The organism is Variovorax fucosicus (assembly GCF_030316825.1).
Lineage (GTDB): Bacteria > Pseudomonadota > Gammaproteobacteria > Burkholderiales > Burkholderiaceae_C > Variovorax > Variovorax fucosicus.
In genome coordinates this window covers 622215-645849 of record NZ_JASZYU010000003.1, presented here as the reverse complement: position 1 = coordinate 645849, position 23635 = coordinate 622215, and the positions used below count along the sequence as shown (strand labels likewise).

Genomic DNA, 23635 nt, shown 5'->3' with positions numbered 1-23635 from the left:
ATGCGCGTGGTCGATAATTTTGCGGATGACCAACGCTTCCCTGCGCTACGCGCGCGTGCTTTCCATCGCCGGCTCCGACAGCGGCGGCGGCGCCGGCATCCAGGCCGACCTCAAGACCTTCGCGGCGCTCGGCTGCTACGGCATGACGGCCATCACGGCGCTGACTGCGCAGAACACGCTGGGCGTGAACGGCATCCACGCGGTGCCGCCGGAATTCCTCAAGGCGCAGATCCAGGCCGTGGTGGAAGACATCGGTGTCGACTCGGTCAAGCTCGGCATGCTGCACGCGCCCGAGGTGGTTGAGGTGGTGGCCTGGGCGATTGACCGCTACAAGTTGCCCAACGTGGTGCTCGACCCGGTGATGGTCGCCACCAGCGGCGACCGGCTGATCCAGAGCGACACGGTGCAGCGCCTGGTGGGCGAACTGTTTCCCCGCGCGCTGGTGATCACGCCGAACCTCGACGAGGCGGCGCTGCTGATCGGCCGCTCGATCGACGGTGTCGACGGGCTCGACCGCGCGGCCAGCGACCTGCTCGCGCTCGGCGCGCGCGCGGTGCTGCTCAAGGGCGGGCACCTGAAGGGCGAGGAAGTGGTCGATGTGCTGGCCGAGGCCGGCCTTGCGCCGCAGCGCTTTGCCTCGGCCCGCATCGCGAGCCGCAACCTGCACGGCACCGGCTGCACGCTGTCGTCGGCCATTGCCGCCTGCCTGGCGCTCGGCCACACACTGGCCGATGCGGTGCCGCTGGCGCGCGCCTATGTGCTCGGCGCGATGACGGCGGGTGCCGGCGTGCAGGTCGGTGCAGGCCATGGCCCGCTCAACCACGGTTTTGCGCCAGTGCCGACGCACCGGCTGCCGGCGACGGCCGGCTGAACCAGGCCACCACGAACGTTGCAGCCAGCGTCGGCAGCGCCGAGCCGAACTGCGGCGCCCACTTGGCGCAGGCGTGGTAGAGCGCGATGCCGGCGATCCAGATCAGCGCAGCGCCCAGGTCGACCCGGCGCGCGGCCGTGCCCGCCGGCGCCGCACCGGTTCCGAGGCGCCCCAGGATCACGCCGTAGAGCGGCACGAACACCGAGCTCAGCAGCAGCAGGAACGGCTCCAGCGCATGCATCGGCAGCACCAGTGCGAACGCGATGCACAGCACCGCCAGCAGCAGGCCCCAGCGCTTCACGCTCCAGCGCGGCAGCAGGCTGTGCGTGGAGACCGAGCCCGAGTAGACATCGCCGTAGGCGTTGTCGAGTTCGTCGATGAGGATCAGGCCCAGCGCCAGCAGACCGCCTTGCGCGAGCAGCAGTGCCGTGACCAGGCTTGCGCCCGGCGCCGCGGCGCTCACCACCATCACGCCCAGCGCGTAGCACCAGATGTTGGCCAGTGCATAGCCGACCCAGGTGCCGCTGAACGCGCTGCCGAGGCCACCGCCGGCATTGCGCCGGCCGTGCCGGGCGTAGTCCGCCACCAGCGGCAGCCACGACACCGGCATCGCGATCACCAGATCGAGTGCGCTGAACATGCCCATGCTGCCGTCGCCCGGGCGCGACCAGAACGCCTCGAAGCCCTTCGCATGCAACTGCGTGCCGAACTGCCAGGTGAGCCACAGCAGCGACAGCACCACCAGCGGCAGCCCGAAGCGGCTCACGAAGCGCCGCACCAGCTTGACCATCGAGCCGGCCAGCAACGCGAGCAGCACGGCGCCCCAGAGCAGGGTGGTGAGCGCGGTACCGAGCGGGCCACCCAACTCGACGCCGAAGGCCTGCTGGCCGATGGCCTGCGTGCCCTCGCGCATGATCACCAGCTCGAAGGTCGTCCAGCCGATCAGCTGCACGATGTTGAGCAGCACCGGCAGCCGGGCGAACGCACTGCCGTAGGTGGCATGCATCAGGCCCGCGCTCGCAAGGCCGCTCTCGCAGCCGAGCCGGGCCGTCCAGGCCAGCAGGCCGGCGCCGATGCAGGAGCCGAGCACGATCGCGATGACCGCGTCGCGCGTGCCCACGGCAGGCACCAGATAGGCGCCGATCTGCATCACGAGCAGGCCGACGCCGAGGCTGAACCACAACGACGCGTGGTCGTGCCAGCGGAACGCGCGTGCCGCGTCGGGCAGGGCCGTCAGCGCCTCGTTGGGCGACGATGAAAAGTCAGAAGGCTGTGCCATCCATTTGCTCCAGTGCAAAGTGATTGGCAGGTTGCGGCCCGATGGCGACAGGTGTGCACGCGAGAAACGTGAAAGCCACCGAACCAGCTTCCCTGCGCGAGGATTACCTCAATCAGGTTCAAAGGGACTCTCTCAGCCGACTGTCCTGGCGGACGGGCGGCACCCCTAGCGAATGGCTATTTTAGGCTCGATGAGGCTGGCCCCGGACGTTCCATCCCTTCGCATCGTGATCGCATGGAAAGGGCAGGTCACGGCGCAATCGCTGCAGCCCGTGCACCGGTCCGCGTCGTGCAGCGCAGCAGACTTCTTCCATTGCACCGATTCGAGGCTGAGCAGGTGGAGGTCGCAAGCGGCGACGCACCAGCCGCAGCCCGTGCAGCGCGCCACGTCGACGCGGGGCAGCCAACCGGGTCGCTCCGGGCGTGCTGGCTGGTGCAGCAGTCCGGCGGCGTCTTCGGTGGGCTTGCTGGTCATGGGCCGAGCGTAGCGTATGCGACTGAAGGGAAGGACATGTCGCGACCGTCCACAAACCCCGCATATATGTGCGTCATCGCACAGACTGTTCGTCCCCGAACCGCAGACCATGGTGCAGTACGCCTTCGAAGCAAAAGCGGGCGGCATTCATTGGATGAACAGGCGAAAGCCGTCGGGCCCCGGACTATGCACAACTTTCTCACCAACAACCGGGAGGAGTTGATTTTGCGATGCAAGTCGAAGGTCGCACAGAGACCCCGGCGCGCTGCAACTGAACAACAGCTGGCGAACGGCATACCGCTGTTCCTCGGCCAGCTGATAAGAACCCTCGCGGCGGAAGAAGCCGACAAACCGGCGGAGGGCATCAGAATTTCGGGGCCAGCCGGCGGGGATCTGCCGGCCTTGTCGGAAATGGGGGTGAGTGCCACTGCCCATGGCAAGGAACTGCTGAAGCTGGGCTACACGGTGGATCAGGTCGTTCACGACTACGGCGACCTGTGCCAGGCGATCACGGACCTGGCCTTCGAACGCGACGCACCCTTTGCTGTGGCGGAGTTCCGGACGCTGAATCGGTGCCTGGACAACGCCATTGCGGACGCTGTCACCGAGTTCAGCTTCCAGCGGGATACACAAATCGCCCGTCAGCAGAGCCACGACGCGAACGAGCGTTTCGGATTCCTGGTCCACGAGCTGCGCAATTCCCTGGGTACGGCAACGCTTGCGATCCATGCCCTCGAGCTCGGCGGCATGACAGTGGGCGGCGCCACCGGGGCTGTGCTGAAGCGCAGCCTGTCCGCGATGGGCAACTTGATCAGTCGGGCAGTGGCCGAGGTGCGCAGCGGCTTGCCGGAACAGCGACAGACATTTTCCGTCAATTCGTTCATTCACGAGGCTGAAACCGCGGCCCAGCTCGTTGCGAGCGCAGCAGGTTGCGTCTTCGAGGTGCCGCCTGTCGATGCGCTCCTGGCCATCCGTGGAAATCGCGAAATGCTGCTGGCCGCGTTGGCAAACCTGCTGCAGAACGCGTTCAAGTTCACGCATCCCGACACCGAGGTCGTCTTGAAGGCCTATCTGCTTGACGAGCACGTACTGATCGACGTCGAGGACCATTGCGGAGGGCTGCCGCCCGGCAGCGCCGCCAGGATGTTCTCGCCCTTCAACCAGCGCAGCCATGACAAGTCCGGTCTCGGCCTGGGTCTTTCCATCGCCCGCCAGAGCATCGAGGCCGACTTCGGCACCCTGGCTGTTCGGGATGTGCCGGGCACGGGTTGCGTTTTCACGATTCGCCTGCCGCGCCACGCGCTCCCTTGACGGTTGTCAAACCGGTCACGCGGCGTCGGGCAAGGCCCCGCTTTCCGGCATCGCGGCGGCGCCGGCTGCCGGTGGCGCACGCCGCGTGCTTGCCCTCAGCGTTCTCATCAACATTCCCGTCAAGGCGGTGACGTATTCCGTCGAGCCCAAGGCGCCGCGCGCAACAGCCTCCTGGTCATGCTCGGGACGCTGATCCGCAGAAAAGATGACGAACGGGATCGGGTTGCCGGCCTTGCGCAAGGCGTCCAGCAAGGTGTAGCCGGCACGGCGGTCGGGTGGTCGGCCCATGTCCGAGATGACCAGCTCATAGCCTTTGCCACCGAGCATTTCCAGCGCTTGCTCCGTCGATACCGCTGTCTCGATCTGGATGCCGCGACGCTCCAGATCCTTGCGCTCCCTCTCATTGTTCTGGGGCTGGTCGTCGACCCAAAGAACCAGCGGACGCCGCGGCGGCTGGCGAAGCCTCAGCCGCACCGCATCGACAACGGTGCGCCCCAATGCTTCGATGAGCATGCAATAGGCCTGCGGGCCGACCGCCCAGGAATGCTGCGGTTGCCCGTCGGGCGAGTGGCTGGAAAGCTCCCCGATCTGCATCGCATCATCTTGCAAGGCCAGCGTGCTCTGAACCAGTTCGAGGTGAGACTTCGGGACGGTGTAGCGCATGGCGATCAGGGTTCCGGTCTGCAGGCCCTCGGCCCGCTCGAAGAGCCGGGTGCTGAGATCTTTCCAGAATGTCACGAAGCGCTCGAGATAGCTGGCGTAGTCGCTGCAGCGGGCAAATTCACAAAGACCCTGACTGCCGAAATACTCGTAGAAGCTGCTGCAGTAGCGCGTGACCCGATGGTCAGTCGAGACGCGCTGCAGCCGGGGCAGCAGATCGGCCGCCAGTTCCAGGGCCTCGGCGGAGGGCGGGCTTTCGGCGTCGCGCCATCCGGGATCGGTCTCCATTTGCTGCCAGATCCCCCTGTGCAGGTCGATGTAGCGCTCGAGGCGTGAACCGCCGATCGCTTCCAGCAAACCCGGGTCTCCTGCCTCGATCCGGTCGAAGATGGTCAGAAGCCACGCGCTTTCCCGTGCAAGACCGCGTGATGACCGTTTGGGCGACTCGATCTCCGCCTGCCAGCTGTCCATGTGTTTTTTGAACATCTCGGCATCGGCCTCGGGCGAGCCACCGAGAACCGGGTCTTCGCCGGTGATCAATACCTCGCTGACGGGCCCCGCAAAAACCCATTCGGTCATGAACATCAGGTGATTCAGCATGGCGCGTGGTTCGCCTGTCTCGACACCCAGAAATGCACCCAGAGCCTGCCGGTCGAGTGATTGCGTGGCCGTCGCCAGTTGCCGCACGTGAAAAGCCAGCGCCATGGACTGCAGCACCGACAAGGCGGCCTCCAGCCACAGGCCCTCCGGCTCGGCGGAGATGTCCGGGCCCGGTTCGGGCACCTTTGTCGCGAGCCCGGCTGGATCAATGCGCAGCAGCTGGACTTCGTCGCCGTAGCCGACGCACAGTTCCTCGAACGCGTCATCGAGCGGCATCGAAGAGAAAGCAAGGGAAACCCAGCTGTCGGAGTTCGGCGGGCCCGCGCGCCATGCCGCGACCTGGCTGAGCGACGGTGGCAGATCGGCTGAACAACGCCAAAGCCGGACGTCGCCGTCCACCATGCCGCAGGCCAGGTAGCTTCCGTCTCTCGACCATGCGAGCGATTCCACGACATGCGGCAGGTCATGCAGCCCTTCGGTGCGGGCACTGACGTCGACGAGCATCAGCTGCGTGTCGCGACCGAATGCCAGCACTTTGCCGTCCGGGCGCCATGCCAGCGATGGATTCCCCGATTCGAGCGGGTGCGAAGTTGTGTACGCATCCTCGAGCAGGCGCGCATCCTGAATGCTGGCTGGCCCGTCCAGCCACGCCAGCGCGAAGTGGACTCCGGTGGGATCCCATGCGAATGCCGGACTTCCGCTGCCTTCGAAGGACGCCGGGTCGTCGGGCCGGCCGGGGGTTTCAGTCCAGCACACCCTGCCGTTGCCCGTGACTGCAATCGCGTCGCCGGCAGCGTTCACGTGCAGGGTTTCAGCGCGCACTCCCAGGTCCGACGGCACCACGCCGTGTGGCGTCGGACTTCCCTCGACGACGAGTTGCCGGGTTTCGGCATTCAATGCCAGAAATCGCGGGTTGGGGTTGGCAGAGGTCGACGGCAACCACGCCATGCCTGCGGTGGCGCCGTCGAAGGGCATCTCGGGAAGCCATCGCGAGGCGTTCTGCCGGATTGCGAGCACCAGCCTGGCTGCGACGAATGGCGCGTTGCCTCGAACGCTGCGAACCGTTTCTTGGGGAAGCGTCCTGAGCGACCAATCATCCACACCATCTGGCTCCGAGCCGGTATGGGTCGCTTCGAACATGAAAACCGGTGTGGCCTGATCGTCGTCGAGCTCGCGTCGAAGCGTGCGCAACCACGACGAGCTGCGAAAACTCTCGTCGCCGAGCAGACAGACGATCGACGAAGTGTGGCGGATGAGACGGGCGACCGAACGGATCTCCGCGGCGGAGCTGCGTTCGCCGGGGAGCGGGCGGACGCAGCTGTGGAAGCGCGCCTCCCACTCGCCGCTGAAGTGACTTGCCAGCAGCGCGCGGGTGCTGCTGATGACCCGCTCCTGCAGCAGCTCATCGACCCCCCAGCCCTTGATGAACAGGATGTCGGCACTGCGCGCCAGCGTCACGCGCTCGCGCGCAGGCCGTTCCGACAGCGAGGCGGTTCGCGCCACCGAAAAGAAGGTCACGCCCGACAGGCTGCGCACCGCCAGCCGAACGCCGTCCGGCGCGTAGGAGACGGCCATGACGAACTCTTCCATGGCCAGTCTTGCGCGGATCGTGACCCCCGGCGCGACCCCTTCTTCTGCGATGCGTCGGCGGCCTTCGTCGCCCGGGTCGGGGGAAAAGAGCCAGTCCAGGCGCCTGCTGATTTCGGCGAACGGTTGGGCCCAATCGGGCAACGGCGTGTCCCCTTCGGCATCACCCACCAGTGCGGAGAAGCTGACGGCCATCCCCACCCGTTCGGAGATATAGGCAGTCACCGCGGCCCTGACACGTTCCACGTCGCCCCTGAGCAGGGATCGCTGGAGCAGTTCCCTGACGCCATCCGGAAACTCGAAATGGACGTCGTCGCGTGCGGCAGACCCGGCGACGTTGCTCCGGTTCAGCAGGCCGCTGAGCAGCAGCAAAGGCAGATCCTCACTCGGGGCATGCGGCAACATGATGCGCTGGATCAGCCGGACGACCGGCAAGGTCAATGGCGCGGCCGCGGAGAGATAGACCGCTGCCTGCAGCACGCGGGGCCCTGCCATGCTGCGCAGGCGTGACACCAGTTGCTCCGGCGTGGCGTTGCGGGATTGCAGGGTGGGGTCCGATGGCTGCCCTTCGTCAACAGCCGCAACCCAGACCATTCCCGCGGGGCTGCGGGCATCTGCGCGACCCGAGAGCATGCGTGCCCAGCGCGCGACCGGCTGCGGTCGCAGCCCGATCGTCGGCACCAGCACGCCAGGCGGCTCGTCTGCCATCCAGGCTGGCTGCACGCTGCGCAGATCCTTGTTGACCGCGCCCATCGATGGCGATGACACGAGCCAGTCCGCGCTCCCCAGCGCCGTGTTGCCCCACAGCCGCTCCGGAAGCAGTTGAACGAGTGCGACCGATGCGTCCGCACCCAGCGCTGCGAATGTGCTGGCCATCGTGCCATCGCGCCACGCCGCGGACGTGCCGTCGCTCACCAGCAGCGCCAGCGGCTTGTCGCCTTCGAGCAGTCGCTTCGGAGGGGCTGCCCGCACGGATCGCCCCCGCGCAACCAGCCCTTCGGGCGAAGCAGACAGTTCGAAACGACGGAACGAACGCAAACCGATGCGGCGCGACAGAAGAACCGCCAGTTCGTCAACCACGCTGCTCCACAACGGCAGCGTCGGCGTTTGTTCGACCAGGAACAGGACATCGAAAACCGGCTCGCGCCGCGGCACGTAGCAAGGCACGAGGGCGCCCGTTTCCGCAAAACGTTCGACAGTAAGGTCCTCATCGAGCCGGCTCGATCGCCGGGACGGGAGTCGCCGGCCGAGCGGGCGCAGGGCGCGGGCCAGGCCCAACGCGTCACGCAGGGCCGGGACGCCCGCCACCCGGACGGCGCTTGCACGCCCGCTGCCGCTGCCTCCGCCGGCAGCGTAGAGGCCGCCGGATGGCTGAGTGGGGGTTCGGCCGGGCAAGACGACCTCCTCCAAGTCGCCCGGAGGGGGAGGCGGTGGCTCGCCAGACACCAACCCATCCGGCGCGAACCGGGCCATCGCTGGAGCCTTCAGTTCCGGTTGCAGTGTGGCGCGGTCGGGGATGGAATCCGGGTCGACTGGTGTCAGATGCTGAACCAGCCAAAGCGCGTCCATCAGGTGGTCGACGTCATCGGCCAGGGACGCCGCCCGCAGAGCCTTGATGACCTCGCGCATGACTGGATCCCCACAGGGCTTTAGGCCAGCGAGCGGGTGATGGAACGCATCAGGGCGTTCTTCTCTTCTTCAGGCACGCCGTGTTTCCCGACGATGAGGAAGATGGCGTTCAGCAGTTGGTCGGTCGCAAGCGATTCCTTCTGGGCGCGTTCCACGAACTCGCGGATGCGATCCTTCACCGCAGCAAGGGTAGGGGGTGCGAAGAACTCCGACATGTGCGCTTCCACGATGCTGGTGAGACGTTCTTCGCTGCCGCATGGATCCGGCATGTCGAGCCGCAGGCACCGGCGCAGGAACGCCTGCGGAAACTCCCGCTCGCCGTTGCTGGTGAAGACCATGAACGGAAACTGCTTGGTGCGCACGATGCCGCCGACAACCGGATAGGTATCGCCCGGGTGCCCTCGGTGAGTGCGCACCTCGACGACCTCCGAGCCGGACTCGGCGCTAAGGCGCGCCAGTTCCGGAATCTCGAACTCGCCTTCCTCCAGAATGTTCAGGAGGTCGTTCGGAAGGTCGAGATCGGCCTTGTCGAGCTCGTCGACCAGAAGGGCGCGGGGCCGGTCGGTTGGCAGCAGCGCAGTGCCCAGAGGGCCGAGCCGGAGGAAGTTCGTGATCGGAAGATCCCGGTTCGCAGCAGCAGCGGCTGCCGGGGTCGCGGGAGCCACCTTGTCGCGCCGCTGCTGCTCCTGCAGCCGGCCGACCGCATCGTAGACGTAGAGGGCATCGCGCAGCACGCTGCGCGAAGTCACGGCCCAGCGAAGCGGCTCTCCCAGATTCAGTTCATAGGCGACTGCATCGATCAGGGACGACTTTCCGCTCCCGGGCTTCCCCGTCACCAGCAGCGGCCGGCGCAGGTAGAGCGCCGCGTTCACGATTTCCAGGATCTCGGGCGTCGACTGGAACGTTCTGCCGCGCTGCTGCATCGAGGGGGGCAGGCTGCGCGCCAGCGGTATGTCGCGCTCGCGCACTGGCTCGTTCACCCGGAAGGGCCGCCATGCGGGTGGTGCAGGGAGCTTGTCGATGCGATGGTGTGGCTTGCGAGTGCCAAGGAAGATTTTCCAGTCGTCTACCTTCGTCATGGTGCAGCCCCCTTCGCGCCGAGTTGTTGCGCATACGGATCGTGTGATGGGTCATCCCACAGAATGGAAAGGCCTGCGGAAGGATGTTTCGCGCCCTGCGTCCGCTTCAATGTGAAGACTTTTTCCAGGGCCGCGTCGTCGGCGCAATTTGCCATGTCTGCCTCCCATGTTTGCCTGTCGATTTCTGTCCAGGGGGCGCGGGGCCAGCACGCGAACGGAACTGCGCCACCCATGAGGCTTTGGCGTGCACTCTCGGTCAGGGTTCCGTCCACCACCGCCATGGCCAATCCGACGCAGGATCCCGTGGGGTTGTTCTCGAAGTTCAACGCCAGATCACCGCGGTGAAGATGCTCAGGCTCCATCCACACCAACCGAAGGCCGTGAACGCTGAAGCGCTGCTTCAGAAATTCGGCGGCGCGTTTCCATGCATCGAGGGCTGGCAGAAACTTCCGGCCCTGGCGGCTCTGCGCCCGCTGCAAGGCACGCATCCGATCCGCAATCCGCCTGACGACCGCGTAGCGCTGCCCGACCGGAACGCGGCTCATGCCATCGTCGAAAAGCTGCGTTTCGACATCCTCGTCGATCCGTGCCAGCGGCAGGGCGAACTCGAGAATGAAGAACGGCCGCGCGATCCCGGCGCTGTTGGCGTGCGAGATCGCGAGCCCGATCAGCGAGCCCAGCGCCTCGGCCCGGGTCGCTTCGGTTTGCGCATCTGGCTCTTCGTCGTCGTCCACCAGGAAGATCGGCACGGAGCTCTTGCCGATGAACAACCATCCCTGCAGCGTCGAGGCGCCTTCGCCCGCGGCTGGGGCGCACTCGTCGACCAGCAGGAAGCAGATGCTCGAGCGTGGCGCTGCGAGTTCGTTGCGGCGCCGATCGAGTTCGCTCTGGATGATGTCTGCGCCAAGGCTTCGGCCGAGCCATGTGACCACTCCCGCGCGGATCGGTTCGGACTTCGTTCGTGCAGCGACTTCCAACGCGAAACGCTCGAGCGCGTCGGGTTGCCCGGGCAGGTGCGCCGTCTCGCCCAACAGTTCAATCATTTCAGCCAGCCCGTTCCGCAGCGCCCACTCGTGCGTCTCGGCAAGGGTGCTGACCTGCAACGCCGCAGAAAAACACGCCCGAAGCGTCGTGATGTCGACTTGAAGCTTGTTGATTTCCCGCGCAAGTTGCGTCGTCCGTGTTCTGGTCAGCACGATGCCATCGTCGTCGGTCAGGTCGTCCGGTGAGCCGATGGCAAAGCTCACTGGCATCTGCTCGTCGCCGAAGAAGGATTTCCGGGTCGCACTGAACGCTGCCTGGAAGTTCGGCCAGGGCTTTTGGGCTGCCGCGCCGGTCAACTGGTCGAGCAGGCGGTTCATGCACTTGGACCCGGCTGTCTCGGTCGCGCCGGGTTTCGCGGCCTCCGTGTACGCGGTCTCGCCGGGCGATGCAGCCATCAGCGCCAATTGCAGGATGTTCACGTCCGGATTGTTCCTGCGGCCAAAGTTGGTCGACGGCCCCAATGACTGCCCGCCGAACTGGCTGCCTGAGTACGTAGCGCAGGCGTCGACCACCAGAATCTGCTGGCGGAAGCCGGCGAAGTCACGCTCCTTGAGCAGTTGCATCAGGGAAGTGACGTCGCAGTGGATCGGCACGCGGGCTGCGGAATCCTCATAGAACAGCAGGCGGGAGCGCCGCTCGGCGCGTTGGTCGATCAGTCCGTGGCCGGACCAGGCGACCAGCAGCAGCCCATCGCCGTCCTTTGGAACAAACTTGGGCAGCTCTTTCGCGAAGAAGTCCCTGATGGCCACCTCCGTCGCGGCAGCGCGGATTGCCTTGGGGTGGTGCGCGTCCCAGTCGGCGAGCAGATTTTCGCTGCCGGACTTGGCAGAGACGAACAAGCGGATGCGGGACGGGTCCACGCCACATTTGACGGCCCACTCGAAGACCCGGATGGCGTCCGCGACCGGCCCCAGAAGCGGGTCCGACGGCAGGATGCCGCTCTTCTCCACCGCAACGATGACGGCGAACGCGCGCTTGGGATCGCTGACCGGGGTCATGCCATGAAGGCCTTGATCTCGCGCCAGAGTTTCTGGTCGGACCAGTAGGAGCTGTGCGACTGCGGAAACGGCTGACGGCTGCTGAGCTCGACGTCGCGGATGCGCTTGGGAAAGATGCCCGAGCCGACATAGCTGAGCATGTCGTTGAGGTCGTAGAAGTTGAGCCAGGGTGGAAAGCTGTCGGGAAGCTTGGCGCCTTGGCGCAGCGTTGCCAATGCATCCATCTCGTAGAGAAAGGGCGCCTGCGATCCGGCCGTGATCAGTCCGGCGACGCGCGTCTCGCTGCCTTCGGCCAGCAGTTCGAACGAGGCAATTCCGCCCAGGCTGTGAGCCAGGATGTAGACCGGCGGCGCCAGGTGCGTCAGCCGGGCCGCAATGAAGTCGCGCAGCCGCTTTCCGCGGACCTGGTACAGCAGGACGTCAGCCGCTGCCGGAAAGGTCGCATCGGTGAGAACCGTACGCTTGCGGCGTGCGATCGGCGTTGCAACCCATGATGCAAGCCCGAGGAACATGTCGCCCAGTGCGTCCGAGATCGCCTTGGGCGCGCCGCCGAGCTCGATCACGACTTCGGCATACAGCTCGTCGCGCAGTTCGCCCGAGATGACGGGAAGTTCCGAGTTGGTTGCTGCATGCATCCATGCCGCCACGAAGGCGCGGCCGACCGCAGGGCGCCAGACGGCCGGGGCGGACATGGCGCGTGCCGCCAGCGCGTCCTCGAAGACCGGGGCGTCGAGCAGCCGCACCGCCCTGTCGATCTGGACGGCCGGGTCATGTTTTGTGCGAGCAAGCTCTTGCTGGACGCGATCCGACAATTGAAGGTTGCGCAGTTGCTTGAGAACCCCTTTCGGCGACGGTGCAGCAGCGGCAGCGGCTTCCCCGGTCTGGTCGGCTTCTTCGGCCGATCGCAGCGCAGCCATGGAGCGCAGCTCATAGAGCGGATCCCGATAGAGCAGCCCCCAGCGCACATCTTCGCGCTCGCGCACCTCTCGTTCGCCCGCGCCGGGGTCGGGCAGGTTCGCGTCGTAGGTGGGGACGGACAACCCGTCATTTGCAAGGGTGGCGCCCAGGCTGTCACCCCAGAGGCATGGCGCGAGCGTGACGCCGGGCAGGTGCTTTTTGACCTGTTCCGCCATCGCCTGGAAGCAGAGATCGTAGGTATCGCCCCGGACGCCCGTCCCGTGCACGAAAAGCAAAGTTGCCATGGCGAACTCCCCGTTCCGTCGACCTGATCGCTGCCCCCTGCTTCGGGCGTGAATGTTAGCTCGCGCCCCTTGCCTTGGCGATTGCGCTGCCTCCCCCTTTTGGGGGAGCCGCGAGCCGGCGATTGACATACAGCCGTTCGGAGGATGGACGCTCGCGCCGCACGCGCCTACTGTGGCAGTCCCCACGAAAGGAGCTTCCCATGACATTGGAAGAAGTTGCCTCAGGTACCCAAGCGATGCCCATTCCAGCCATTGGTGCAGACGTGGCGCTGACGTTGCAGCTCCAGAACCGGCTCAGTGAGTTCGGTCTTCTGGATCCCCCTGCGGATGGGAGCTTCGGCCCGGTTTCAGCATGGGCGCTCGGGGCTTTCCTCGAGCGCACGACGGGCGTCAGCGCGGGAACGTCGTTCGGGGCAAGAGAGGCCCGGGCAATCCTGGAACCGCCACAGCCTTCGCCGTACCCATTGAAGCCCGGCGATGACTTTGCGGGCCGGGTGGTACGCGCGGCGACGGCGCGCGGCGACTGGGTCTGCCGCCATCCGGGCTGCATCAACATCGTGTACGTCGATGGAACCGATGCCGATGGCACGCCCAACGCCAACATGCACAACAAGTTCGAGGATGTCCGGCTGGCGATCCGCGTTCGCGCGGACGGCATCCCGAGTGTCGAGGCAGCCTGGGAGGCCACGACAGAACCGGGAACGTTCTATGTGCGAACCAAGAAGCTCCACGCCGAAGGCGCCGCGCACATCGTCGCGGGCCAGTACAAGTCATGGTCGATCGGCATCCACAAGGCCGGCAGCCCGAGCGCGCACGAGGCACTGGTGCAGACGCTGCCCATCAAGATCACGCGCGACGGCAATGAGGATTTTGATCCGGTCGGCGACAAGACCTTTACGGGCATGTTCGGCATCAACCAACACTGGGGCTTCGATTTCAGCCGCGAGGACGTGCGCACCGCCAGCGCGGGCTGCCTGGTAGGACGCACGCGAAACGGGCACCGCCAGTTCATGGCGCTGTGCAAGTCGGACCCGCGCTACCTGGTCAATCACAGCTACCGGTTCATGACCTCGGTGTTGCCCGCGGAATCCATGCGATGACATGCGGGGCGCCTGGGCCGCTGCGGGATTCCACCAAGGTTTGCCACCCGCCGGTGCGGCGCATACTGGTGGCAGAGCCGCTCGCCGGCCCCTCCGGGGTTCCGGGCGACTGTCAGGAGACACGCATTGCAGCGAACCGACATTGCCAACCCGGCCTATTTCCACAAGGTCGTCGATTGCCAGTACGCCTGCCCGGCGCACACGCCCGTCCCTGAATACATCCGCATGATCGCGCAGCGCCGCTACAGCGACGCCTACATGATCAACTGGGTCTCCAACGTCTTTCCAGGCATTCTCGGGCGCACCTGCGACCGGCCGTGCGAGCCGGCCTGCCGGCGCGGGCGGGTGGAGGAAAGCAACGCCCAGCATCCTGAACCCGTGGCGATCTGCCGGCTCAAGCGCGTGGCGGCCGACATGAAGGACGACGTGCGCGCACGCATGCCGAAGCTCGCGCCGAAGAACGGCAAGCGTGTGGCCTGCGTCGGCGCGGGGCCGGCCTCGCTCACCGTCGCGCGCGACCTGGCGCCGCTGGGCTACGAAGTGACGGTGTTCGACGGCGAAGCCAAGGCCGGCGGTTTCATCCGCACGCAGATACCGCGCTTTCGCCTGCCGGAATCGGTGATCGACGAGGAGACCGGCTACATCCTGGATCTGGGCGTCGAATTCCGCAGCGGCGAGCGCATCGGCTCGATGAAGGCGTTGATGGCCGAGGGGTGGGACGCGATCTTCGTCGGCTGCGGCGCGCCGCGCGGACGTGACCTCGATGCGCCCGGCCGCAAGGAAGCGGCGGCCCACATCCACATCGGCATCGACTGGCTCAATTCCGTTTCCTTCGGCCACGTCAGCAGCATCGGCCAGCGCGTGATCGTGCTGGGCGGCGGCAACACGGCAATGGACTGCTGCCGATCGGCCCGCCGTCTGGGCGGCACTGACGTGAAGGTGATCGTGCGCAGCGGCTTCGAGGAAATGAAGGCCTCGCCCTGGGAGAAGGAGGACGCCCAGCACGAAGGCATTCCGATCATCAACTTCCACGTGCCCAAGGCCTTCGTCCACGAGCAGGGCAAGCTGCTGGGCATGCGCTTCGAGATCGTCCGGGCCGAGTACGACGAGCACGGCCGCCGCACGCTGGTGTCCACGGGCGAGCCGGACGCGTACTTCGAATGCGACGACGTGTTGGTCGCGGTGGGACAGGAAAACGCCTTCCCCTGGATCGAGCGCGACTGCGGCCTCGGCTTCGACAAGGGGGGGCTGCCGACGCTCGACAAGAACACCTTCCAGTCGACGGTGCCCAACGTGTTCTTCGGCGGCGATGCGGCCTTCGGCCCCAAGAACATCATCACGGCCGTGGCCCATGGTCATGAGGCTGCGGTCTCCATCGACAAGCTGCTGCGTGCCGAGCCGGTCTACGTTCGCCCGGCGCCCATGACCAACCTGGTGTCGCAGAAGATGGGCATCCACGAGTGGAGCTACGACAACGACACCTCGAACGACCTGCGCTACAAGGTGCCCTGGGCCAAGGCCGAGACGGCGCTGGCCAGCATCCGCGTCGAGGTGGAACTGGGCTTCGACGCCGCAACCGCCTTCAAGGAGGCCGAGCGTTGCCTGAACTGCGACGTGCAGACCGTGTTCGTCGAGGCCGCCTGCATCGAATGCGATGCCTGCGTGGACATCTGCCCGATGGACTGCATCAGCTTCACCGCCAACGGCGAAGAGGCTGAATTACGCAGTCGCCTCAAGGCGCCGGCGCTGAATCTGGCGCAGGACCTGTATGTGTCCGGCGGGCTCAAGACGGGCCGGGTGATGGTCAAGGACGAAGACGTCTGCCTGCACTGCGGCCTGTGCGCCGAGCGCTGCCCCACGGGCGCCTGGGACATGCAGAAATTCCTGCTGAAGATGACGCCGGCGGGGCAGGGGGTGGCGCAATGAGCGCCGCGCCGGGCCGCCCCAAGCAAGCTCGCTCCCGCTTGGCGGGAAGGCGCGTAGCGCCAAGGGTGCACCAATGAGCGCGGTGCGGCCGCCCGAAGGCGCGAAGGCTCTCTCGGCGGGCAACGAAACACACGAAATGGCGAGCATGGGCGCCATCCCGCAGATCGAGGCGGTGAACGATTTCGTCATCAAGTTCGCCAACGTCAACGGCTCGGGTTCGGCCTCGGCCAACGAGCTGTTCGCCAAGGCCATCCTGCGCATGGGCGTGCCGGTGAGTCCGCGGAACATCTTCCCGAGCAACATCCAGGGCCTGCCCACCTGGTACGAGGTGCGCGTGACTGAGGCGGGCCACCTCGGCCGGCGCGGCGGCACCGACATGATGGTGGCAATGAACCCGCAGACCTGGGATGCCGACCTGGCCGAACTGGTGCCGGGCGGCTATCTCTTCTACGACAGCACGCGGCCGTTGCCGCCCTCGAAATTCCGCACCGACATCCGCGTGATCGGCATGCCGCTGACGGAGATCTGCAACGCCGTCTACCACGACCCGCGCCAGCGCCAGCTGTTCAAGAACATCGTCTACGTGGGTGCCCTGGCCATCCTGCTTGGCATCGAGCCGAAGGTGGTCGAGCAGCTGTTCGGTGAGCAGTACAAGGGCAAGGAGAAGCTGCTGGCCTCCAACGTGCAGGCACTGCACCTGGGCTGTGACTTCGCGCGGGAGAACCTGCGCGAACCCCTGGGGCTCCGGGTGCGGCGCGCCGATCGGGTGGGCAACCGGATCTTCGTGGATGGCAACAGCGCCGCTGCGCTGGGCTGTGTGTATGGCGGCGCGACGGTCGCGGCCTGGTATCCGATCACGCCGTCGTCCTCGGTGGCCGAGGCCTTCCAGAAATACTGCACCAAACTGCGCGTGGACCCGGCCACCGGCCAGCATCGCTTTGCCATCGTGCAGGCAGAAGACGAGCTTGCGTCGATCGGCGTGGTGGTCGGCGCCGGATGGAATGGCGCGCGGGCCTTCACGGCCACCTCGGGGCCAGGCATTTCGCTGATGGCCGAGTTCATCGGCCTGGCCTACTTTGCCGAGATCCCGGTCACCCTGATCAACGTGCAGCGCGGTGGCCCGTCCACCGGCATGCCGACGCGCACCCAGCAGGCCGACATCCTGTGCTGCGCCTATGCCTCGCACGGCGACACCAAGCATGTGCTGCTGTTTCCCGAGGATCCACACGAGTGCTTCGAGCACGCGGTGGCGGCGCTGGACCTGGCCGACCGGCTGCAGACGCCGGTGTTCCTGATGACGGACCTGGACATCGGCATGAACCAGCGCCTGTGCGAGCCCTTTGCCTGGGATGACAGCAAGGCCTACGACCGCGGCAAGGTCATGAGCGCCGAAGAACTCGAGGCGGGCCGCGACTTCGGCCGCTACAAGGATGTGGACGGCGACGGCATTCCCTGGCGCACGCTGCCGGGCACGCATCCGACCAAGGGCAGCTACTTCACGCGCGGCACCACGCGCGACGCCTACGCCCGGTACTCGGAGCGCGGACCGGACTACATCTACAACATGGAGCGCCTGCTGAAGAAGTTCGCGACCGCAGCCACCCTGGTGCCGCAGCCCGTGCTGCGCCCGGCTGCCGGGAAGACCGACCTGGGCGTGATCTATTTCGGTTCGACCAGCCCGTCCATGCACGAGGCGCTGGAAACGCTGGAAGAACGCGGCGTCCACCTGGACGCGCTGAGGCTGCGCGCCTTTCCCTTTCCCGAGAGCGTGGTGCAGTTCCTGGCGCAGCACACGCAGGTGTTCGTGGTCGAGCAGAACCGCGACGCCCAGATGCGCAGCCTGCTGGTCAACGAGCTGGACGCCGATCCGGCCCGGCTGGTCCGGGTGCTGCATTTCGATGGCACGCCCATCACGGCGCGCTTCATCGTCGAGGCCATCAGCGCGCATCTGCAGACGCAAGTGGCCGGCGTACCCGCCACGAAGGAGCGTGCATGACCTACCTCGCCAAGCCCCGGCTGCGCCATCCGACGCTGGCCACCAACAAGGTCGGCTACACGCGGCGCGACTACGAGGGCAAGATCTCCACGCTGTGCGCCGGCTGCGGCCACGATTCGATCTCCGCCGCCATCATCGAGGCCTGCTGGGAGCTGGACATCGAACCGCATCGCGTGGCCAAGCTCTCGGGCATCGGCTGCAGTTCCAAGACGCCGGATTATTTTCTGGGGGCGTCGCACGGCTTCAACACGGTGCACGGCCGCATGCCCAGCGTGCTGACCGGCGCCAACCTGGCCAACCGCGACCTGCTGTACCTCGGCATTTCGGGCGACGGGGATTCGGCTTCCATCGGCCTGGGCCAGTTCGCCCACGCCATGCGGCGCGGCGTGCGGATGGCGTACATCGTGGAAAACAACGGGGTCTACGGCCTGACCAAGGGCCAGTTCTCGGCCACGGCCGACCAGGGCTCCAAAAGCAAGAAGGGCGTCGTCAACACCGACAGCCCGGTCGATCTGGTCGCCATGGCGCTGCAGTTGGGCGCCAGCTACGTGGGGCGGGGGTTTTCGGGTAACAAGGCGCAACTTGTGCCGCTGATCAAGGGCGCCATCAGCCACGGTGGGGCCGCCTTCATCGACGTCATCAGCCCCTGCGTCGCGTTCAACAACCACCCCGGCAGCACCAAGAGCTACGACTACGTCCGCGAGCACAACGAGGCGGTGAGCCGCATCGACTTCATCGGCGGGCGCGACGAAATCACCATCGACATGGGGCCGGGCGAGGTGATGGACGTGCGCCAGCATGACGGCACATTGCTGCGGCTGCGCAGCCTGCACCCCGACTACAACCCCGGCGACCGCTTCGCCGCCATGGCCTACATGCAGCGGCACCACGAGATGGGGGAGGTGGTGACCGGGCTGCTCTACGTCGATCCGCTGGCCACCGACCTGCACACGGCGCTCAACACCACCGACCGGCCGCTCAACGCGTTGGGGCCGGCCGAGCTGTGCCCCGGCGCCCGGGCGCTGGAACGACTCAACGACGCCTTGCGCTGAGCGCAGGCCCGCGGCACCATTGGCACCACTTTCCGGAGGCGCACCATGGCCGAGCGCACCGTTTTTCAATCCATCTCCCGCAAGCACGTGATCAGCCTGGGCCCGCAGGCCAGCGTGCGGGATGCCGCCTGCGTGATGACGCGCGCCAATTGCGGCAGCGTGCTCGTCATGGAGTTGCCCGACACCCTGCTGGGCATCCTGACCGAGCGCGATTTGATGACCCGGGTGCTGGCCCGGGGACTCGACCCTGATCGCACGGCGGTGCGCGAGGTCATGACGCCCAACCCGATCTGCGTGCCGCCCGAGACGCTGGTATCCGACGCGGTGGTGCTCATGCTGGAGCGCGGTTTCCGCCATCTGCCGCTTGTGGCGGGGGCCAAGATCCTCGGCGTGTTCTCGGTGCGCGATGCGCTGCCGCGCGAAATCGGCACGGCTCTGAGCCAGACCGAATTCAACGAGCAGGTGAACGACGTCCTGGGCTGAGGTTTCAGCCCACGCCGAGCAGCGTGTGCAGCCGCGTGCTGGTGGTCGTGTACTGCAAGGGGATCGCCTTGCCCGGGAACACGATGGCCGTGGCGGCCCAGGCGGCCAGCGTGGCTTCGTGGAAGCCGCAGACGATGAGCTTGCGCTTGCCCGGATAGGTGTTGATGTCGCCCACCGCGAACACGCCGCGTTCGCGAGTTTCGAACTTCTCGGTGTCGACCGGCACCTGCTTGCGCTCGAGTTCGAGGCCCCAGTCGGCGATCGGCCCGAGCCGGGGCGAGATGCCGAGGCAGGCGACCAGCGCATCGACGGGTAGTTCAAGGGTCTGCGCGTCGGGCGTGGACACCTGCAGGCGGGTGCCATCGAAGGCGGCCGGCTGGCCCACGACGAAGCGCATGCGGCCTTCGGCCACCGCGGCGCGCATGCGTGCCACCACCGCCTCGTCGGCCTGGAAGCCGTCGCGCCGGTGCAGCAGGGTGACCTGCTTCGCGATGGCGGAGATCGACAGCGCCGTTTCCAGCGCGATGTCGTCGCCGCCGTTCACCACCACCGTCTGGCCTGCGAAGCCGTCGAGCGATTCGGGGTGATGGAACAGGCGCGTGCCCTCGAAGCGCGCGATGCCGTCGAGGGCGATGTGCTTCGGCACGAACGCGCCAACCCCTGCGGCGATGAAGACGGTCTTGGCCAGGAAGGTCTTGCCGCCGGAGGTCGTGAGCCGCAGACGGTCGTCCGGCTCGCGCGCCAGCGTGGCGACCTGCTCGCCGAAATGGAACTGGGGCTTGAAGGGCGCGATCTGCGTCAGCAGCGCCTCGGCCAGGCCGCGGCCGCTGGTGTGCGGCGTGCCGGGAATGTCGTAGATGGGCTTGTCGCCATAGAGCTTCACGCACTGGCCGCCTGCCGCGGGCAGGGCGTCGACGATGTGGCAGGAGATTTCGAGCAGGCCGAGCTGGAAGGCCTGGAACAGCCCGACCGGGCCGGCACCGACGATCAGCGCGTCGGTTTCAATCGGTGCGGGGGTTGCGCTCAGCGCACCAACTCCCCGATCTTGTCAGTCTTGTCTTTCCAGTCGTCGGCATCGGGCAGCGCTGGCTTGCGCTTGGTGATGCTCTTCCAGCCGTCAGCCAGCGCCAGCTCGGCGTTGAGCTTGATGAAGGCCAGCTGGTCCGCCGGCAGGTCTTCCTCGGCATAGATCGCGTTGACCGGGCATTCGGGGATGCAGACTGCGCAGTCGATGCACTCGTCCGGGTCGATCACCAGCATGTTGGGGCCTTCGCGGAAGCAGTCCACAGGGCACACGTCGACGCAATCGGTGTATTTGCAGCGGATGCAGGATTCGGAGACGACGTGGGTCATGGTCTTGGCAGCAGGCGGAAGGTGATCGGGGAAACCCGTAATTTTAGGCGTTTGCGGCGGCGGCCTGTACCAGCACGGCTGCCGCGGTCTTATGCGAGGCCGTGTCGACCAGAACCAGCGAGCCCAATGCGCGCGATTGCGCGAACGGCAGGACGGCCAGCGGCTGCTGCAGTGCCAGCACCACGTCGCCGATGGAATTGGCCTCGAGTTGCGATGTCGGCTCGGATTCGAGCGTCGTGATGTTCACGCGATCGATGATGCGCGCTACCTTGGCCTTGACCCAGCGATGACCCTGCAGCGCCCAGTAGACACGGCCGGCGACGAGCGGCTCGTCGTCGAGCCAGGCAATGGTGGCGGTGATCTCGCGCACCGGCTCGAAGGCCTCGGGCTCCAGCAACCAGTCGCCGCGCGACACGTCGAGTTCGCGGTCGAGCACGATGCCGGCGCTGTGGCCCGCGTGCACGGTCTGCGGCTGGCGAACATGGTTCAGCACCTGCGCCACCGTGGCCGTCTGCTTGCTCGGCAGCACCGTCACGCGCTGGCCGGGCGCCACATGGCCGCTGGCAACGCGGCCCCAGAACACGCGGCGGCCCTGCGAGGTATCGGCCGAGGCCGAGAACTTCTCGATCCACTGCACCGGAAAAGCGAAAGGCACGGCTTCGTCCTGCGCCGTGACGGGCAGGGCTTCGAGCAGTTCGAGCAGGCTGGGGCCCGCGTAGCCGGCCCAGTCGGCCTGCGCGGTGCAGCGCGAGGCGACGTTCCAGCCCTTGAGCGCCGAGATCGGCACGATGGCCGCCACCTGCACGCCGGCCGCTTCGGCAAAGGCTTCGAGCGCCGTCGAGATGCGCTCGAAGGCCACTTCGGCATCGTCCATCGCGTCGAGCTTGTTGACCGCGAACACGATCGACTGCACGCGCAGCAGGTTGCACAGCAGGGTGTGGCGACGGGTTTGCGGCAACAGGTCCTGCTTGACGACTTCGCCGTCAGCCACTTCGCCGGCCCAGGGCAGCTTGGTCGCGTCGACCAGCACCACCGCCGCGTCGGCGGCCGAGGCGGCGGTCACCATGTTGCGGGTGTACTGCTCGTGGCCCGGGGCGTCGCCGATGATGAACTTGCGCTTGGCGGTCGAGAAGTAGCGGTACGCCACGTCGATCGTGATGCCTTGCTCGCGCTCGGCCGAGAGGCCGTCGGTGAGCAGCGCCAGGTCGGTTTCGCCGCCGCGCTGCACGCCGGCCAGCTGGTCCTGCAGCACGGTCTTGCTGTCGACCAGCAGGCGGCCGATCAGCGTGCTCTTGCCGTCGTCGACGCTGCCGCAGGTGATGAAGCGCAGGGCGGTGCCAGTGTCGGCTGCGATGGCGGGTGAGAGAGTGGTGGCAGTCATCAGAAGTACCCGTCTTTCTTGCGCTTCTCCATCGAAGCCTCGGAAGTCATGTCGTCCATGCGTGTGGCGCCGCGTTCGCTCACGTCGACCTTCAGCGTTTCGACCACCACGTCACCGGCATCGGCGGCCAGGCTTTCGACCGGGCAGGTGGTCGTGATGTCGCCCACGGTGCGAAAACGCACGTCGCGCACCTGCACCGTTTCGCCGTCGCGCGGCGGTGTCAGTTCGGTCACCGGCACCAGCAGGCCACGGCGTTCGACCACTTCGCGCTTGTGCGTGTAGTAGATCGACGGCAGGCCGACATGCTCGCGCTCGATGTACTGCCACACGTCGAGCTCCGTCCAGTTGGAGATCGGGAACACGCGGAAGTGTTCGCCGGGTGCCAGGCGCGTGTTGAACAGCGTCCAGAGTTCGGGGCGCTGGTCCTTCGGTTGCCACTGGCCGAACGAATCGCGGTGCGAAAAGATGCGCTCCTTGGCGCGCGCTTTTTCTTCATCACGGCGGGCGCCGCCGATCAGTGCGTCGAAGCGGAATTCTTCAATGGCCTCGAGCAGCGTGACCGACTGGTGTGCGTTGCGCGATTCGCCCGGATGGGCCAGCCGCACGGTGCCGCGGGCCATCGAATCCTCGACGCTGCGCACGATCAGCTCGGCGCCGAGTTCCTGCGCGCGCTGGTCGCGATAGGCCGTCACTTCAGGGAAGTTGTGGCCGGTGTCGATCATCAGCAGCGGGTAGGGGATGCGGCCGCTGCCGAAAGCCTTCTCCGCGCACTTCAGGAGCACCAGCGAATCCTTGCCGCCGGAGAACAGCAGCGTGGGGCGCTCGAATGCGGCGGCCACTTCGCGCAGGATGAAGATCGTTTCTTCCTCGAGCGCATCGAGATGGGTGTTGGAAAGGCGCGCAGGGGAATGCATCGGTTGCAGCAGTTCGGTGTCGGTACGGGCGTTCATCGGATGGGTGGAGGTCGGGTGCGGCGTTGGCCGTCAGTGCGCGAGATGCAATCCGCACTCGCGGTTGTCTTCGCCTTTTGTCGGGTCCACGTAGTCGAAGTTGTTCGGAAGGCCGTGCGCCTCGCAGTACTCGTACAACTCCTTGGACGACCAGTGCAGCAGCGGCGCGACCTTGACCAAGCCATCCGGGTTGAGGCTGACCGGGTCCATCTGGGCGCGCACGGCCGTGTCGGTAGCCCGCAGCGCCGTGAACCAGACCTTCGGGGCCGTCTCGCGCAGCGCGCGGGCAAAGGGCTCCAGCTTCACTTCTTCCGTGAAAGCGGCATGGCGTGGATCGTCGAGCCCGGGCGTCGAACCCTCCACCGCTTCGCGATGCGCACGCGAGCGCCGCGGCAGATAGATGTGCAGATTCAGACCCAGCAACTTCGTCACCTCGTCGGCAAAGCGGTAGGTGGCCTCGGTGTTGTAGCCGTTGTCCATCCAGACCACGGGCACGTCAGGCTTCGCGCGCGTGACCATGTGCAGGATCACGGCTTCGAAAGGGCGGAAGTTGGTGGTGACGATCGCGGGCTGGCCCAGGCCAATGGCCCAGTCCACGAGGCCCTGCGGATTGCGGCCAAGTTCGGCGTTGGCGTGTGCGAGGTCGATACTCATGTGGCG

General features: G+C 66.5%; 18 protein-coding genes and 1 riboswitch. Of the genes, 7 read left to right on the top strand and 11 right to left on the bottom strand.

Annotation, left to right across the window (positions count from 1 at the left end; translation table 11 throughout):
• The first annotated feature begins 25 nt into the window (after window positions 1-25).
• On the top strand, window positions 26-871 hold the full coding sequence (gene thiD / locus QTI05_RS20500) for a bifunctional hydroxymethylpyrimidine kinase/phosphomethylpyrimidine kinase (RefSeq protein ID WP_286620610.1): 846 nt from the start codon (window positions 26-28) through the stop codon (window positions 869-871).
• On the opposite strand, the gene QTI05_RS20495 is transcribed toward thiD, so the two are convergent.
• Window positions 816-2150 carry a purine-cytosine permease family protein gene (locus QTI05_RS20495; protein WP_286620608.1) on the bottom strand — a complete coding sequence of 445 codons (1335 nt, stop codon included), beginning with the start codon at window positions 2148-2150 and terminating at the stop codon, window positions 816-818. The two genes, thiD and QTI05_RS20495, sit on opposite strands and share 56 nt — an antisense overlap.
• Before the next feature lie 72 nt (window positions 2151-2222).
• Window positions 2223-2327, bottom strand: a riboswitch (TPP riboswitch).
• Window positions 2316-2624, bottom strand: coding sequence for an ATP-binding protein (locus QTI05_RS20490; protein WP_444812944.1), 309 nt, complete (start codon window positions 2622-2624; stop codon window positions 2316-2318). (Overlaps the previous riboswitch by 12 nt.)
• 186 nt (window positions 2625-2810) lie before the next feature.
• Here QTI05_RS20490 and QTI05_RS20485 point away from each other — a divergent pair, with 186 nt between their 5' ends.
• The gene (locus QTI05_RS20485; protein WP_286620606.1) at window positions 2811-3935 is read left to right on the top strand and encodes a sensor histidine kinase; all 1125 of its coding nucleotides are present in this window, start codon (window positions 2811-2813) and stop codon (window positions 3933-3935) included.
• A gap of 15 nt (window positions 3936-3950) precedes the next feature.
• Here QTI05_RS20485 and QTI05_RS20480 read toward each other — a convergent pair whose 3' ends face one another.
• The 4 genes from QTI05_RS20480 to QTI05_RS20465 form a co-directional block, all read right to left on the bottom strand.
• Entirely contained in the window at window positions 3951-8411 is a 4461-nt protein-coding gene (locus QTI05_RS20480) for an SAV_2336 N-terminal domain-related protein (RefSeq protein WP_286620604.1), read from the bottom strand.
• 20 nt (window positions 8412-8431) lie between these two features.
• Window positions 8432-9379 (bottom strand): AAA family ATPase, encoded by a 948-nt coding sequence (locus QTI05_RS20475; RefSeq protein ID WP_286620603.1) that lies wholly within the window; start codon window positions 9377-9379, stop codon window positions 8432-8434.
• 107 nt (window positions 9380-9486) lie between these two features.
• Window positions 9487-11532, bottom strand: a complete 2046-nt coding sequence (locus tag QTI05_RS20470) for a VMAP-C domain-containing protein (RefSeq protein ID WP_286620601.1) — start codon at window positions 11530-11532, stop codon at window positions 9487-9489.
• Window positions 11529-12734, bottom strand: coding sequence for a lipase family protein (locus QTI05_RS20465; protein ID WP_286620599.1), 1206 nt, complete (start codon window positions 12732-12734; stop codon window positions 11529-11531). The genes QTI05_RS20470 and QTI05_RS20465 overlap by 4 nt, the downstream gene beginning before the upstream one ends.
• 200 nt (window positions 12735-12934) lie before the next feature.
• Here QTI05_RS20465 and QTI05_RS20460 point away from each other — a divergent pair, with 200 nt between their 5' ends.
• From QTI05_RS20460 to QTI05_RS20440, 5 genes are all read left to right on the top strand, one after another.
• Complete coding sequence (locus QTI05_RS20460) at window positions 12935-13834, top strand: peptidoglycan-binding domain-containing protein (protein ID WP_286620597.1); 900 nt, start codon at window positions 12935-12937, stop codon at window positions 13832-13834.
• Window positions 13835-13960: 126 nt separating this feature from the next.
• Window positions 13961-15760, top strand: coding sequence for an FAD-dependent oxidoreductase (locus QTI05_RS20455; protein ID WP_286620594.1), 1800 nt, complete (start codon window positions 13961-13963; stop codon window positions 15758-15760).
• 145 nt (window positions 15761-15905) lie between these two features.
• Window positions 15906-17756: a 2-oxoacid:acceptor oxidoreductase subunit alpha gene (locus tag QTI05_RS20450; protein WP_286621126.1), complete on the top strand. Its 1851-nt coding sequence runs from the start codon at window positions 15906-15908 to the stop codon at window positions 17754-17756.
• On the top strand, window positions 17753-18808 hold the full coding sequence (locus QTI05_RS20445) for a 2-oxoacid:ferredoxin oxidoreductase subunit beta (protein ID WP_286544696.1): 1056 nt from the start codon (window positions 17753-17755) through the stop codon (window positions 18806-18808). Before QTI05_RS20450 ends, QTI05_RS20445 begins: the two co-directional genes overlap by 4 nt.
• Window positions 18809-18853: 45 nt before the next feature.
• Window positions 18854-19291, top strand: a complete 438-nt coding sequence (locus tag QTI05_RS20440) for a CBS domain-containing protein (RefSeq protein WP_286544694.1) — start codon at window positions 18854-18856, stop codon at window positions 19289-19291.
• A 4-nt stretch (window positions 19292-19295) separates the two neighbouring features.
• Here the strand turns inward: QTI05_RS20440 and QTI05_RS20435 are convergent, their stop codons facing one another.
• Genes QTI05_RS20435 through QTI05_RS20415 form a run of 5 tightly spaced genes read right to left on the bottom strand, consistent with a single transcriptional unit; the run spans window position 19296 to window position 23629 of the window.
• Window positions 19296-20318: an NAD(P)/FAD-dependent oxidoreductase gene (locus tag QTI05_RS20435; RefSeq protein WP_286621124.1), complete on the bottom strand. Its 1023-nt coding sequence runs from the start codon at window positions 20316-20318 to the stop codon at window positions 19296-19298.
• Entirely contained in the window at window positions 20315-20644 is a 330-nt protein-coding gene (fdxA, locus tag QTI05_RS20430) for a ferredoxin FdxA (protein ID WP_286544693.1), read from the bottom strand. Before fdxA ends, QTI05_RS20435 begins: the two co-directional genes overlap by 4 nt.
• Window positions 20645-20687: 43 nt before the next feature.
• Window positions 20688-22025, bottom strand: a complete 1338-nt coding sequence (locus tag QTI05_RS20425; protein WP_286620592.1) for a sulfate adenylyltransferase subunit 1 — start codon at window positions 22023-22025, stop codon at window positions 20688-20690.
• Window positions 22025-22975, bottom strand: coding sequence for a sulfate adenylyltransferase subunit CysD (cysD, locus tag QTI05_RS20420; RefSeq protein ID WP_286544691.1), 951 nt, complete (start codon window positions 22973-22975; stop codon window positions 22025-22027). The genes QTI05_RS20425 and cysD overlap by 1 nt, the downstream gene beginning before the upstream one ends.
• 33 nt (window positions 22976-23008) lie before the next feature.
• Window positions 23009-23629 (bottom strand): phosphoadenosine phosphosulfate reductase domain-containing protein, encoded by a 621-nt coding sequence (locus QTI05_RS20415; protein WP_286620591.1) that lies wholly within the window; start codon window positions 23627-23629, stop codon window positions 23009-23011.
• Window positions 23630-23635: the final 6 nt, after the last annotated feature.

What these genes read in the sequence shown, in the direction of transcription:
- thiD (WP_286620610.1), top strand. Translation starts at nt 26, where the DNA reads ATGACCAACGCTTCCCTGCGCTACGCGCGCGTGCTTTCCATCGCCGGC.
- QTI05_RS20495 (WP_286620608.1), bottom strand. Translation starts at nt 2,150, where the DNA reads ATGGCACAGCCTTCTGACTTTTCATCGTCGCCCAACGAGGCGCTGACG.
- QTI05_RS20490 (WP_444812944.1), bottom strand. Translation starts at nt 2,624, where the DNA reads ATGACCAGCAAGCCCACCGAAGACGCCGCCGGACTGCTGCACCAGCCA.
- QTI05_RS20485 (WP_286620606.1), top strand. Translation starts at nt 2,811, where the DNA reads ATGCACAACTTTCTCACCAACAACCGGGAGGAGTTGATTTTGCGATGC.
- QTI05_RS20480 (WP_286620604.1), bottom strand. Translation starts at nt 8,411, where the DNA reads ATGCGCGAGGTCATCAAGGCTCTGCGGGCGGCGTCCCTGGCCGATGAC.
- QTI05_RS20470 (WP_286620601.1), bottom strand. Translation starts at nt 11,532, where the DNA reads ATGACCCCGGTCAGCGATCCCAAGCGCGCGTTCGCCGTCATCGTTGCG.
- QTI05_RS20465 (WP_286620599.1), bottom strand. Translation starts at nt 12,734, where the DNA reads ATGGCAACTTTGCTTTTCGTGCACGGGACGGGCGTCCGGGGCGATACC.
- QTI05_RS20460 (WP_286620597.1), top strand. Translation starts at nt 12,935, where the DNA reads ATGACATTGGAAGAAGTTGCCTCAGGTACCCAAGCGATGCCCATTCCA.
- QTI05_RS20450 (WP_286621126.1), top strand. Translation starts at nt 15,906, where the DNA reads ATGGGCGCCATCCCGCAGATCGAGGCGGTGAACGATTTCGTCATCAAG.
- QTI05_RS20445 (WP_286544696.1), top strand. Translation starts at nt 17,753, where the DNA reads ATGACCTACCTCGCCAAGCCCCGGCTGCGCCATCCGACGCTGGCCACC.
- QTI05_RS20440 (WP_286544694.1), top strand. Translation starts at nt 18,854, where the DNA reads ATGGCCGAGCGCACCGTTTTTCAATCCATCTCCCGCAAGCACGTGATC.
- fdxA (WP_286544693.1), bottom strand. Translation starts at nt 20,644, where the DNA reads ATGACCCACGTCGTCTCCGAATCCTGCATCCGCTGCAAATACACCGAT.
- QTI05_RS20425 (WP_286620592.1), bottom strand. Translation starts at nt 22,025, where the DNA reads ATGACTGCCACCACTCTCTCACCCGCCATCGCAGCCGACACTGGCACC.
- cysD (WP_286544691.1), bottom strand. Translation starts at nt 22,975, where the DNA reads ATGAACGCCCGTACCGACACCGAACTGCTGCAACCGATGCATTCCCCT.
- QTI05_RS20415 (WP_286620591.1), bottom strand. Translation starts at nt 23,629, where the DNA reads ATGAGTATCGACCTCGCACACGCCAACGCCGAACTTGGCCGCAATCCG.